This is a genomic window from Streptomyces sp. NPDC001204, from assembly GCF_053598035.1.
On record NZ_JBSFJL010000009.1, the window covers coordinates 193,113 to 205,795 of the forward strand.

The 12,683-nt window shown below is 73.4% G+C and carries 12 protein-coding genes; 7 read left to right on the forward strand and 5 right to left on the reverse strand.

The window, feature by feature from the left end; translation table 11 throughout:
• The first annotated feature begins 21 nt into the window (after nucleotides 1-21).
• Both dhaL and ACWC91_RS15650 read left to right on the forward strand, forming a co-directional pair.
• On the forward strand, nucleotides 22-627 hold the full coding sequence (dhaL, locus tag ACWC91_RS15645) for a dihydroxyacetone kinase subunit DhaL (protein WP_225077550.1): 606 nt from the start codon (nucleotides 22-24) through the stop codon (nucleotides 625-627).
• Between the two features lies 1 nt (nucleotide 628).
• Nucleotides 629-1,039 carry a PTS-dependent dihydroxyacetone kinase phosphotransferase subunit DhaM gene (locus tag ACWC91_RS15650; RefSeq protein WP_225077551.1) on the forward strand — a complete coding sequence of 137 codons (411 nt, stop codon included), beginning with the start codon at nucleotides 629-631 and terminating at the stop codon, nucleotides 1,037-1,039.
• On the opposite strand, the gene ACWC91_RS15655 is transcribed toward ACWC91_RS15650, so the two are convergent.
• Nucleotides 1,024-1,803, reverse strand: coding sequence for a glycoside hydrolase family 75 protein (locus ACWC91_RS15655; RefSeq protein WP_450640277.1), 780 nt, complete (start codon nucleotides 1,801-1,803; stop codon nucleotides 1,024-1,026). The two genes, ACWC91_RS15650 and ACWC91_RS15655, sit on opposite strands and share 16 nt — an antisense overlap.
• Nucleotides 1,804-2,202: 399 nt before the next feature.
• Here ACWC91_RS15655 and ACWC91_RS15660 point away from each other — a divergent pair, with 399 nt between their 5' ends.
• Both ACWC91_RS15660 and ACWC91_RS15665 read left to right on the forward strand, forming a co-directional pair.
• A complete protein-coding gene (locus ACWC91_RS15660; protein ID WP_450640278.1) occupies nucleotides 2,203-3,213 on the forward strand; it encodes a fibronectin type III domain-containing protein in 1,011 nt (336 codons plus the stop codon).
• Between the two features lie 381 nt (nucleotides 3,214-3,594).
• Nucleotides 3,595-4,221: a hypothetical protein gene (locus ACWC91_RS15665; RefSeq protein ID WP_450640279.1), complete on the forward strand. Its 627-nt coding sequence runs from the start codon at nucleotides 3,595-3,597 to the stop codon at nucleotides 4,219-4,221.
• Nucleotides 4,222-4,245: 24 nt separating this feature from the next.
• On the opposite strand, the gene ACWC91_RS15670 is transcribed toward ACWC91_RS15665, so the two are convergent.
• The 3 genes from ACWC91_RS15670 to ACWC91_RS15680 form a co-directional block, all read right to left on the reverse strand.
• A complete protein-coding gene (locus tag ACWC91_RS15670; protein WP_225077555.1) occupies nucleotides 4,246-4,797 on the reverse strand; it encodes a PadR family transcriptional regulator in 552 nt (183 codons plus the stop codon).
• Nucleotides 4,798-4,863: 66 nt separating this feature from the next.
• On the reverse strand, nucleotides 4,864-6,879 hold the full coding sequence (locus tag ACWC91_RS15675) for an oxidoreductase (protein WP_450640280.1): 2,016 nt from the start codon (nucleotides 6,877-6,879) through the stop codon (nucleotides 4,864-4,866).
• A gap of 78 nt (nucleotides 6,880-6,957) precedes the next feature.
• Nucleotides 6,958-7,329 (reverse strand): hypothetical protein, encoded by a 372-nt coding sequence (locus ACWC91_RS15680; protein WP_225077557.1) that lies wholly within the window; start codon nucleotides 7,327-7,329, stop codon nucleotides 6,958-6,960.
• Nucleotides 7,330-7,652: 323 nt separating this feature from the next.
• Between ACWC91_RS15680 and ACWC91_RS15685 the strand changes: the two genes are divergently transcribed.
• Nucleotides 7,653-9,731 carry a SpoIIE family protein phosphatase gene (locus ACWC91_RS15685; RefSeq protein ID WP_450640281.1) on the forward strand — a complete coding sequence of 693 codons (2,079 nt, stop codon included), beginning with the start codon at nucleotides 7,653-7,655 and terminating at the stop codon, nucleotides 9,729-9,731.
• Nucleotides 9,732-9,980: 249 nt separating this feature from the next.
• On the opposite strand, the gene ACWC91_RS15690 is transcribed toward ACWC91_RS15685, so the two are convergent.
• Nucleotides 9,981-10,817 (reverse strand): putative protein N(5)-glutamine methyltransferase, encoded by an 837-nt coding sequence (locus ACWC91_RS15690; protein ID WP_225077559.1) that lies wholly within the window; start codon nucleotides 10,815-10,817, stop codon nucleotides 9,981-9,983.
• A 269-nt stretch (nucleotides 10,818-11,086) separates the two neighbouring features.
• Between ACWC91_RS15690 and ACWC91_RS15695 the strand changes: the two genes are divergently transcribed.
• Entirely contained in the window at nucleotides 11,087-11,575 is a 489-nt protein-coding gene (locus ACWC91_RS15695) for a MarR family winged helix-turn-helix transcriptional regulator (RefSeq protein WP_374113991.1), read from the forward strand.
• A 124-nt stretch (nucleotides 11,576-11,699) separates the two neighbouring features.
• Nucleotides 11,700-12,668, forward strand: coding sequence for an acetylxylan esterase (locus ACWC91_RS15700; protein WP_225077560.1), 969 nt, complete (start codon nucleotides 11,700-11,702; stop codon nucleotides 12,666-12,668).
• Nucleotides 12,669-12,683 lie beyond the last annotated feature (15 nt).

Consider the following 12,683-nt stretch of genomic DNA (forward strand, 5'->3'; position numbering starts at 1 on the left):
CTATCACGCAAGGGAGATCCAGTGCTCGACGCCGACTTCTTCCGCCGCTGGATGACGGCGACCGCCGCGTCCGTGGCCCGTGAGGCGGAATGGCTCACCGCCCTCGACTCGCCCATCGGGGACGCCGACCACGGCAGCAATCTTCAGCGCGGGTTCACCGCCGTGCGGGCCGCGCTGGACAAGGAGGCTCCACAGACGCCCGGCGCGATCCTGGTCCTCGCCGGGCGGCAGCTGATCTCGACGGTCGGCGGCGCGTCGGGGCCGCTGTACGGGACGCTGCTGCGGCGTACCGGCAAGGCGCTCGGGGACGCCGCCGAGGTGAGCGAGAAACAGCTCGCCGAGGCGCTGCGGGCCGGGGTGGACGGGGTCATGACGCTGGGCGGGGCCGCACCGGGCGACAAGACCATGATCGACGCGCTGGTCCCGGCGGTGGACGCGCTCGGTGACGGTTTCGCGGCGGCCCGCGCCGCCGCCGAGGCGGGTGCCGAGGCGACCACACCGCTGCTGGCCCGCAAGGGCCGGGCGAGCTATCTGGGTGAGCGCAGCATCGGGCACCAGGATCCGGGGGCCACCTCGTCCGCCCTGCTGATCGCGGCGCTGGCCGACGCGGCCTCGGCGGAGGCGTGACGTGAGCGGCGAGAAGGTGGTCGGGATCGTACTGGTCTCGCACAGCGCCGAGGTGGCGTCCTCGGTGGTCGAGCTGGCGAGAGGACTGGCGGGCGGGGCGGCGGGCGTGCCGGTGGCCGCGGCCGGCGGCCGGGAGGACGGCGGGATGGGCACCAGTGCGGAACTGGTCTCCGCCGCGGCCGCGTCCGTGGACCGGGGTGCCGGGGTCGCCGTGCTGACCGACCTCGGCAGCGCGGTGCTCACCGTGAAGGCGCTGCTCGCCGAGGGTGACGAACTGCCCGGGAACACACGGCTGCTGGACGCCCCGTTCGTCGAGGGCGCGGTCGCCGCGGTGGTCACGGCGGCGGCGGGAGCCGACCTGGACGCCGTGGAGGCGGCGGCCTCGGAGGCGTACGGCTACCGGAAGGTGTGAGGAGCGTCCGGGGCGGCGCGGGGCGGAAGGCGCGGGTCGTCCGCCTGTGCCGCCGCCCTCCCGCCGTCCACCAGTCGGCGTGCCAGCCGCTCGCCGGTGGCCACGGCGGCCGCGTGGTCCTCGATGGCGCTGATCCGGGAGTGCTCGAAGACGATGTAGGTCACGCCGGAGCGGACCCCGCCGCCGTTCGGGTCGGCGGGGATGCCGAGGCGCCGGGCGGTGGCGTAGGAGGCCTCGCCGATGACCTCGCTCGGCCCGATGTCGCCGACGACCGCGTACTGCACGCGGTCCCGGTAGACGACGGCAGCGACCGATCCCCCGCCCACGCCGTGGGCGCGGTGGTCCCAGATGGGGCTCGGGGCTGGTAGGACGACGTACGGCAGCTGCGCGGCGTCCAGGCGGAGGCCGTTGGACTGCTCGTAGGCCGCGGTTGGGGAGAACTGCGGGTCGGTGCCGCGGTTGCAGCGGACGGTGGGCCGTCCGTCGCAGTCGATGTCCATGTCGGCCTTCCAGAAGACGGCGCCGGGCAGCTCGCACACCGGGATGGTGGCGGGCCGCCCGGCGTCGAGGCGGTAGCGTCCGCGGGAGACCGGCATGCAGTCACGCACCCTGGCCAGCAGGTCGGCGGCCCGGACACCTCCCTCGCCGTGCACCGCGGGCTCCGCCCGGGTGCGGTACGCGTACGGCACGGTCGGGGCCGGGAGCGTCGTGGGAGCGATCAGGGCGGCACTCGCCGCGACGAGCGTCAGCGACTGGGCACGCACAATGGGGGCGCCTCTCCTCGGGGACATTGACCTGCATTCACCCCGCTGGGGGTGGTTTGCGGAGAAATCGGTCGCGCGGGGCCCACGTTAGGGGACCGGACGACGCATGGCCCGTATCACCCATCGGGCGGCCGGGGGCCTGGATCCGTGCGGACCGAACCCCCGGGCCGCCCGTGACGGCGCGGGAGGCAGCGACGACAGCTGCCCGCGCCACAGCGAGAACTCCCCTGCTGCACAGGGTGGTTCAGCCCGGAAGGAACTTCAGCATACGTAACGCCCCGCGACTCCCACCCACCCCGACCCTCTTGATGCGCTCCCGTCAACGCGCCATATTGGTCCGGACCATTGTTCGTGCGGCGTCCGGGCCGTCCACGCCGCCGTTACCGGGGAGGCAGACCCGTGCGACGTGTTCCCGCCCCCGCTTCCCCTCGTTCCCGCACGCCCGGGCGTGTCGTGGCGCTGTGCGGCGTGCTGGCGCTGCTCGCCGCCTGCGGCCGGAGTGTCGCGGACGACGGGGAGGGCGGCCGGCTGCCCGGCGCGCCGACCGGCGTCACCGCCGCCGCGGGGAGCGCCACGAGCGTGCACGTGATGTGGAACGGGCTGCCCGCGGCCTCGGACATCGGCGGGTACGAGGTGTACCGCGGCACCACGAAGGTGAAGGCCGTACCGGCCCGGGAGCACATGGTGGACGTCACCCGGCTCAGCCCGTCGACCACGTATGTCTTCACCGTCCGGGCGCGGGGCACCGACGGCCGGCTCGGCCCGCGCAGCCGGCCGGTCCGGGCGACGACACCGGCCGCCGCCGCGGCCGACCACTCGGCTCCCAGCCGCCCGCTCGACGTGCGCGGCCGGGCGGTGGGAAGCCGGGCCGTCCAACTGTCCTGGTCCCGCTCGACGGACGACCGGGGCGTGGTGTCCTACGACGTCTACCAGGGCGGAACGAAGATCCACAGTGTCGGCGGCAGCCAGACCGCCGCGGTGATCACCGGCCTGCGGCCGGGCACCTCGTACGCGTTCACCGTGCGGGCCCGCGACGCGGCCGACAACCTCTCCCCCGCCGGCGCCACCGTCCGGCTCACCACCGCACCGGGATCCGACGACGGCCGGGCCACCGCGCCGTCCTCCTTCCGCGCCACGACCCACCGGACGGACGGGGCGTACTACCTCGATCTGAGCTGGGTGCCGCCGCGCACGGACGGTGTGGTGACGCAGTACCAGATCCAGCTGGACGGACAGCCGGCCACCTCTCTGGTCTGGGGCGGCACGGCACCGCGCGAGAAGGCCTCGTACAGCTTCTACCTGGGGCGCGAGGCCAGGGTCGGCCATCGGGTGCGGATCCGGGCGATGCTCCCGGACGGCACCTGGGGCGGCTTCTCACCCGAGCGCTCGGTGACGACCGGGAAGCCCTGAACACCCGACAGGACGGTGACGAAGGGCAGCCCGAACACCCGACCGGGCAGCGATGAACGGACGGCCCCGAGCACCCGTCCGGGCGGCGACCACCGGGCAGCCCCGAACACCCGACCGCGCAGTGACGACCGGCGACCCCGAACACCCGACCAAGTGGTGACGACCGGCCGCCCCGAACACCCGACAGCGCCATAACGACCGGGCAGCCCGGACCACCCGACCGGGCGTCGACCGGCCGGGCGGTGCCCACCCGTACGGACGCGCCCCGCATGCGGGCGGCCTCCGCGGGACGTTGGCTGGCCCCGAGGCAGCACGGGCGATTCCCCTATCTCCGGCGGCACATGGGATGGTCCGCCGACCGTGCCGTCGGAGGACAGTCCCATGCGCCACACTCAGCCACCCTCCCTCTCCCCCTCCGCAGCCGTCGCCGCGACGGCCGCCCTACTCGTACTCGGTCTCGCCGCCGGCCCAGCCGACGCGGCCGGTACCGGGATATCCGTCTCCGCCAACGGCTCGACAGTGTCCGTGACGACCAGCGTGTGCAGCCAGGTCAACGGCCGTTGGGGCACGGCCTCGCTGCTCACCGCCGGCCAGACCAACTTCACCCAGGGACGCCAGGTGGCGCTCACCGGGACGACCGGCGGCCAGTCCGCCGCCTGGCAGAGCGTGAGCCCGGGCACCTACACCGTGGCCGTCGTCTGCGCGAACAACATCATGGCGGGCACGCAGTCCATCGTCGTCACCGGCGGCCGCGCCACCGCGACGGCCGCTCCCACGTTCCGGCAGACGTACGCGCCGAATGCCGTACCGTACGCCCCGAATGTCGTACCGTACGCGCCGAACATCGCGCCCACGGCCGTACCGACCCGGGGTGTGCTGGGCGGCGTGGGCGGGGGCGTCAAGGACTACGGTCCCCTCACGCTCGCGGTCGGCGGGACCCTGGTCGGGGCGGCCGTGGTCGCCACCGGGTGGGTGCTGCGCCGTCGTTCGAAACCGTCCCGGTTCTGACCGCCCCACCGGGGCCGGCCGCCCTCACTCCGGGTCATGGCCCGGCAGCTCGGTGAACTCCTCCAGCGCGTGCCGGAACCACTGCGTCCAGAAGGTCTCCAGGTCGATACCGGCCCGCAGGACCAGGTGCCGCAACCGGTCCTCGGGGCTGTCCTTGCCGGGCGGGAAGTCGCGCTCCTCGATCTCCCGGTACTCCGCCAACTGCCGCTCGTGCAGCTCCAGATGGCGCCCGAGGTCGGCCTGAAGGCCCGCGGTGCCCACCACGGCCGCCGCACGCAGCCGCAGCAGCAGGGCGTCGCGGTGCCGCTTCGGCTCCTGGGAGGCGGCGGTCCAGCGGGCCAGTTCCGCGCGGCCCGCGGGCAGCACCTCGTAGTCCTTCTTCTGCCCGCGGGCCGGCTCCTTCGCCGGCAGGCCGCGGATGAGGCCGTCGGCCTCCAGTCTTCCCAGCTCGCGATAGATCTGCTGATGCGTCGCCGTCCAGAAGTAGCCGATCGACTTGTCGAAGCGGCGCGTCAGCTCGAGCCCCGACGACGGCTTTTCGAGCAGGGCGGTGAGGATCGCGTGCGGAAGTGACATGGGGATCATCCTAGGAACAGGAGGCACACCCGCCCCGGCCTCGCGGGGCCGTCGCCGGTTGCCTCACTACAGGGCCGCCGCCAGTTCCGTGCCCTGCTTGACGGCGCGCTTGGCGTCGAGTTCGACGGCCTGGTCCGCGCCGCCGATCAGGTGCGCGCGGCGCCCGGCGGCGGCCAGTTCCTCGTACAGGTCGCGTCGCGGCTCCTGCCCGGTGCACAGCACGATCGTGTCGACCTCCAGGACCGTGCTCGTGCCGTCGACCGTGATGTGCAGGCCCCGGTCGTCGATACGGTCGTAGCGCACGCCGGGCACCATCGTGACCCCGCGGTGCCTGAGTTCGGTGCGGTGGATCCAGCCGGTCGTCCTGCCCAGTCCGGCGCCGACCTTGGTGGTCTTGCGCTGGAGCAGGTGCACCGTGCGCGGCGGCGCGGGCCGCTGCGGCGCGGTGAGCCCGCCGGGCGCGCGCTGGTCCATGTCGACTCCCCAGAGACGGAAGTACGCCGCCGGGTCCTCGCTCGCCTTTTCACCGCCGTCGGTGAGGTACTCGGCCACATCGAAGCCGATGCCGCCGGCGCCGAGGATCGCCACCCGGTCGCCGACGGGCGCGCCGTCACGCAGCACGTCGAGGTAGCCGAGGACGCGCGGGTGGCCGATGCCGGGGATGTCGGGGGTACGCGGGGTGACGCCGGTGGCGACGACGGTCTCGTCGTAGTCCGCCAGGTCGTCCGCGCGCACCCAGGTGTTCAGCCGTACGTCCACGCCGTGTGCGTCGAGCTGGTGGCGGAAGTAGCGCAGCGTCTCGCCGAACTCCTGCTTGCCGGGGATCTTGCGGGCCACGTTGAGCTGTCCGCCGATCTCGCCCGCCGCGTCGAACAGGGTGACCAGATGGCCGCGTTCGGCGGCGGAGACGGCGCAGGCGAGCCCGGCTGGTCCGGCGCCGACCACGGCGACCCGCTTGCGCCGCCGGGTCGGGGACAGGACCAGCTCGGTCTCGTGGCAGGCGCGCGGGTTGACCAGACAGGAGGTGATCTGCCCGCTGAAGGTGTGGTCGAGGCAGGCCTGGTTGCAGCCGATGCAGGTGTTGATGGCCTCGGGACGGCCGGCGGCGGCCTTGGCGACGAAGTCGGGGTCGGCGAGCATCGGACGGGCCACGGAGACCATGTCGGCGCACCCGTCGGCAAGCAACTGCTCGGCGACCTCCGGGGTGTTGATGCGGTTGGTGGTGACGAGGGGGACGGAGACCCGGCCCATCAGCTTCTTGGTGGCGAACGCGTAGGCACCGCGCGGTACGGAGGTGGCGATGGTGGGGATGCGGGCCTCGTGCCAGCCGATGCCGGTGTTGATGAGGGTCGCCCCGGCGGCCTCGACGGCCCCGGCGAGTATGACGACCTCGTCCAGGGTCGAGCCGTCGGGCACGAGATCCAGCATGGACAGCCGGTAGATGATGACGAAGTCCTCGCCGACGGCCTCGCGCACCCGGCGCACGATCTCCACCGGGAAGCGCATCCGGTTCTCGTAGGAGCCGCCCCAGCGGTCGGTGCGGTGGTTGGTCCGCGCGGCGATGAACTCGTTGACGAGGTAGCCCTCGGAGCCCATGATCTCGACGCCGTCGTAGCCGGCCCGGCGGGCGAGGAGGGCGGTGCGGGTGTAGTCGTCGATGGTCCGCTCGACGTCGGCGTCGGTGAGCTCGCGGGGCACGAACGGGCTGATGGGAGCCTTGAGGGGACTGGGGGCGACCAGGTCGCGGTGGTAGGCGTAGCGGCCGAAGTGCAGGATCTGCAGGGCGATCCGGCCGCCCTCGCGGTGCACGGCGGCGGTGACGGTCGCGTGCCGCTCGGCCTCCTGCTCGGTGGTGAGCTTCGCGCCGCCCTCGTACGGCCGCCCTTCCTCGTTGGGGGCGATGCCGCCGGTGACGATGAGTCCCACTCCGCCGCGGGCCCGGGCGGCGTAGAACTCCGCCATCCGCTCGAATCCACGGTCGGCCTCCTCGAGACCGACGTGCATCGAGCCCATGAGAACGCGGTTCGGCAGCGTGGTGAAGCCCAGGTCGAGCGGGCGCAGCAGATGGGGGTAACGGCTCATGTCCGTAGTTGTAGAGGACCCCGAGGGGTTTATGCAACTAGTTGCATAAACCCCTCGGGGTCTCCTCGGCGGCCGGCGTCAGCGGCTTTCCAGACGGACGTGGAGCTCGCGCTCCTGGTCACCGGAGGCCATGCACAGGTCCTGGACGGTGAACAGGGAGTCCAGGGTGGTGCGGAATCGGTCGATCGCCCAGTAGCCGCCCTGCACGTCGGCCGTGACGGACGCACCGAGCCGGGTGGGCCCGCGGTCCGCCCCGTGCTCCTCGGCCACGTCGAACGTGCCGAGCCATACGGTCGGGCGCACCTCGTGGTAGTCGCGGGGCACGTCGTCCGCGCACCGATCGGAGGAGAAGCAGGCACACAGTGCGTCGAACACGGTCCGGGCGTCTTCCTTGCTGCATCCGCTCAGCTCCACCGAGACGGATTCGGGGTGCACCGGCTCGCTCACCATCACGATCACTCCTCTCGTGGCCGGGGTACCGCACGAAGTTCCCTCCGCACGGCCGTCCACTCGCAAAAACCAGCAAAGCACCGTTTCCCGGCAGAACACCACCGCCGCCGGCCGCCTGCCCGCGCACCCACCTGCCCTCGCACCCCGCCTGCCCGTCTGCCCGGGCATCGGCCCTTCCGGCCGATTCGGCGCGAAGGAGCCCTTGCGGTGGGGGATGGTGGAGGGAAGCGACGGGCCGTCTCGGAGACGGGCGCGGGCGCGGTGCGAATGAGGCGCCGCATCGGGGCGGCGGGCCGCACGGACGGGCGAAGGCGGTGCGTGGGATGACTGCTTCCGGGGCTCCCCCCGCCGAGGGCGAGGAGCCGACGGACCGTTCGGCACGGCCGAGCGGACTGCTCGACGTGCTGGGCGTCGCCTCGGTGGTCCTCGACGCCCAGGGACGCATCGTGCTGTGGAGCCCGCAGGCCGCGGAGCTCTTCGGCTACTCGGCGCAGGAGGCGCTGGGGCGGCACGCGGCACGGCTCATGGTCCACGAGCAGCACCTCGACCTGGTGGTCGGGCTGTTCTCGGACGTGCTGCGGACCGGCCGGGGCTGGGCGGGCGCCTTTCCCGTCCGGCACAAGGACGGCAGCACACGCCTGGTGGAGTTCCGCAACATGCGGCTGCTGGACGACCGCGGGGAGGCCTACGCTCTCGGGCTCGCCGCCGACCAGTCGACCGTACGACGGCTGGAGCGGGACGTTGCGCTGTCGGAGCGGATCGTCTCGCAGTCCCCGATCGGCCTGGCCGTGCTGGACAACCGGCTGCGGTACGTCTCGGTCAACCCGGCCCTGGAGCGGATCAACGGCATGCCCGCCGAGGAGCACGTGGGCCGCACGATACCCGAGATGCTGCCCGAGGTGGACGCGGAAACCCTGGAGTCCGCGGCGCGCCGGGTACTGGAGACCGGGCAGCCGCTCGTCGACCTGTCCACGGTCGGCCGGACCCCGGCCGATCCCGACGAGGACCACGCCTGGTCGATCTCGCTGTACCGGCTGGAGGACGCCGCCGGCACCGTGCTGGGCGTGACCGTGTCGGTCGTCGACATCACCGAGCAGTACCGGGCGGGCGTCGAGGCGGAGGCCGCGCGCCGCCGCCTGGCCCTCATCGCCGACGCCTCGGCCCGCATCGGCACCACCCTGGAGCTGGAGCGGACCGCCCGGGAACTGGCCGAGGTCGCCGTGCCCGAGTTGGCCGACGTGGCCGCGGTGGACCTGCTGGAGGCCGTGGTCGAGGGGCGCCGCAGCAGCCTCGGGCCGACCGAACCGGCGGTGATCCGGGCCCTGGCCGTACGGGCCGACCGCGCCGCGGACGCGCTGGAGGCAGCCGATCCGCCCGGGCAGATCGCCCGCTACGGCCCCGAACGCCTGGTCACGCTGTGTGTGCGGACCGGCCGCCCGGTCCTGGTCGCCCACGTCAGGGACGAGGACCTGCCCAGGATCGCCCGGTCCGCGGAGGCGGCGGTGCTGCTGGGTCTCGCCGGCGTGCACTCGTATCTGGCCGTGCCGCTGATCGCGCGGGGCGAGGTGCTGGGCGCGCTGGACCTCAAGCGCACCCGCAATCCGGATCCGTTCAGCGCGGACGACGTGCTGCTGGCCGGGGAGCTGGCCTCCCGCGCGGCCGTGCAGATCGACAACGCCCGCTGGTACCAGAACGCCCGCGACGCGGCTCTCACCCTTCAGCGCAGCCTGCTGCCCCGGCACCCGTCGGTCACGGGCGGGCTGCAGGTCGCCTCCCGCTACCAGCCGGCGGGCGCCACCGTCGAGGTGGGCGGCGACTGGTTCGACGTGATCCCGCTGGAACGCGACAGGACCGCCCTCGTCGTCGGCGACGTCATGGGCAGCGGCATCACCGCGGCGGCCACGATGGGGCGGCTGCGCACCGCGACGAAGGCGCTGGCCTCGCTCGACCTCGATCCCGCGCGGCTGCTGGAACACCTCGACCGGATCACCGAGGGCCTGGAGCACTCCATCGCCACCTGCCTCTACGCCGTCCACGACCCGCACATGCGGCGGTGCCGGATCGCGAACGCCGGGCATCTGCCCCCGGCCCGGATCCCGGTGGGCCGTCCCCCGGAGCTGCTCGAACTGCCCACCGGGGTTCCGCTGGGCGTCGGCGGCATCCCGTTCTCCACCACGACGGTGCACCTGGAGCCGGGCGACCAGCTGGTGTTCTACACCGACGGGCTCGTCGAGACGCGCCGGGAGTCCCTGGACGAGCGCCTGGCGACGCTGCTGACGCTGCTCGGCGGCCCGGCACGCCCCTTGGAGGAACTCTGCGACTTGCTGCTGCGCACACTCCACCAGCCCGACAACCACGACGACGTGGCCCTGCTCGTCGCTCGCGTCCAGGCACTGCCGTAGCCCCCGCCCCGGCCACCCGCCCGGGTCCGCCGGACGGGGCGACTCGGTGACGGCGTGGCCCCGTGGCCGGGCGACCCACCGGACCGAGCAGCACAGTGGCCGGGCAACGCCGTGGCCCACCGGACCGAGCAGCGCAGTGGCCGGGCAATGCGGCACCAACCGACACGACCGCCGGGCGACACGACCGCCGTGCGACGCGACGACCGGGCGGCCCGCTCGACCGAGCCGCGCGACAGTCGCGTGGCACGGTCAGTCCTTGGTTCCTGTCACCACGTTCGCGTTGAGGTCTTCCGACACGGCCAGGTGGGCGGTCAGGCCGGCTCGGGCGAAGGTGGCGAGGGCTTGTGGGGCCTGGCGCTCGCTGGTCTCGACGAGGAGGCAGCCGCCGGGGGCGAGCCAGTCGGGGGCCTCGGCGGTGACCCGGCGCAGGATGTCGAGGCCGTCGGCGCCGCCGTCCAGGGCGACCAGCGGTTCGTGGTCGCGGGCCTCGGGCGGCAGGAGGCCGACCTCACCCGTGGGGACGTAGGGCACGTTGGCGGCGAGGATGTCGACACGGCCCCGCAGACTGCCGGGGAGCGCGGCGAACAGGTCCCCCTCGTGGACCGTGCCGCCCCTGGGGACGACGTTGCGCCGGGCGCAGCGCACCGCGGCCGGGTCGATGTCGGCGGCGTGCAGTTCCACCGGGCCCAGCGCGGCGGCCAGGGCCACGCCCACCGCGCCCGAGCCGCAGCACAGGTCCACGACGACGGACGCCGCCGGGGACCGGGCCACCGCCTGGTCGACCAGGAACTCGGTACGGCGCCGCGGCACGAAGACGCCCGGTTCCACGGCGATGCGCAGACCGTGGAACCCGGCCCAGCCGAGGACCTGTTCGAGGGGGAATCCGGCGACGCGGCGCTCCACCAGAACGGCGAGTTCCCCTGGTGTGCGTGCGCCGGTGAGGATCAGTTCCGCCTCCTCCTCGGCGAACACGCAGCCGGCGGCCCGCAGCGCGGCGACCACCCCGGCGGGCGGGAAACCGGCAGGCGGGGAGGCGGAAGAGTCGGGCGAAGGGGACGAGGCGGAGAAGGGAGGGAGTACAGGCATGGAATGCCGGGGCCTTTCGGGAGCCGAAGAGGGCGCTCCCGCGGTCACCTACCGACGGTGATCCGCGCCATCGCGAGGGGAGAGCACCCGACCTGACACAGCGGTAATGGGTCTCACCTCCTCGGCTTCCTGCGACCGGGACCCTCCACGGCCGCAGGTCACCCTACCCCAACGCTCGGACGCCGGCCCCCTCTTCGCCCCCTCCGGTGGCCAGCCCGCATCCCCCAGGTCAGTTGTACTATGCAACCGGAGAGCAGGGGAGGCATTCGGTGACCGCAGCGACAGAACCGGACGAGAGCGCCGACACGCGGCGGACGCCCGCCGGCGAGACGGCCGTCGAGACCATCCACCGCGAGATGACGGTCTTCGCCCGCCGGGCCCGGGCCTCGGCGGGACGCATGCACCCCGAACTGTCGCTGGTGTCGTACACACTGCTCGGGCATCTGGAGGAGAGCGGCGGCTGCCGGGCCACCGACCTGGCCGCCCACTACGCGCTGGACAAGTCCACCGTCAGCCGGCAGGTGTCCGCCCTGGAGCGTGCCGGCCTCGTCGAACGCCGTACCGACCCCGGCGACCACCGTGTCCAGGTGCTCGACCTGACGGCCGCCGGGCGGCGGATCCTCGCCCGGGTCACCGAGAGCCGCCGTGCGGCCTTCCGTGAGCGCCTGGCCGGCTGGCCGGAGGACGACCTCGAACGCTTCGCGGGCTACCTGACCCGTTACAACGCCTGGCACGGCCGGGACGAGGACGGCACCTGACGCGCCCGGGGGCCGTCGGGCCACCCCCTGAAACCGCGTCGGGATCGAACGCCTGGACTGACGGCGGGCCGTACCGGGGCCGTACGGTGTGACCTCCACAGTCTCTTCACGAAGGCGGTTGTTGATGGCCCTGTTCGACCTTCCCCTCGACGAGCTCCGCGAGTACCGCAGTTCGTCCGTCGAGCCCGAGGACTTCGACGCCTTCTGGTCCAAGACGCTCCAGGAGGCCCGCGAGCACGACCTGGACGCCCGGTTCGACCTGGTGGACGCGGGACTGACGACGGTGAAGGTGTACGACGTGACCTTCGCCGGCTTCGGCGGGCACCCGGTCAAGGGCTGGCTGACGCTGCCCGCACGGGTCGACGCGCCGCTGCCGCTGGTCGTGGAGTTCGTCGGCTACGGCGGCGGGCGCGGTCTGCCGCACGAGCACCTGCTGTGGGCGTCGACGGGCCGCGCGCACTTCGTGATGGACACCCGCGGGCAGGGCAGCGTCTGGGGCGGCGGGGGCGGCACCCCCGACCCGGTCGGCGGCGCTCCGGCGTACCCCGGCTTCATGACCCGCGGTCTGGACGCGCCGGAGAACTACTACTACCGCCGCGTGTTCACCGACGCGGTGCGGGCGATCGAGGCGGCGCGCTCGCACCCGCTGACCGACGCGGGGCGGACCGTGGCGATCGGCGAGAGCCAGGGCGGCGGCATCACGATCGCGGTGGGCGGCTTGGTGCCGGACCTGGTCGCGATCGCGCCGGACGTGCCGTTCCTGTGCGACTACCCGCGCGGGACGACGCTGACCGACCGCCACCCGTACCGGGAGATCGGCCTCTACCTCAAGACCCACCGGGGCCGCGCCGAGGACGCCCTGCGTACCCTGTCGTACTTCGACGGCGTGCACTTCGCCGCCCGCGGCCGCGCACCCGCGTTCTTCTCGGCCGCCCTGGAGGACCAGACCTGCCCGCCCTCCACGGTGTTCGCCGCGTTCAACGCCTGGGCGCACGAGGCCAAGCGGATCGAGGTGTACGACTTCAACGACCACGAGGGCGGTGGCCCCTACCAGGAGGCGGCCAAGCTCCGCTGGCTGCGGTCGTACGCCTGACGCCCAGGGCGTCGT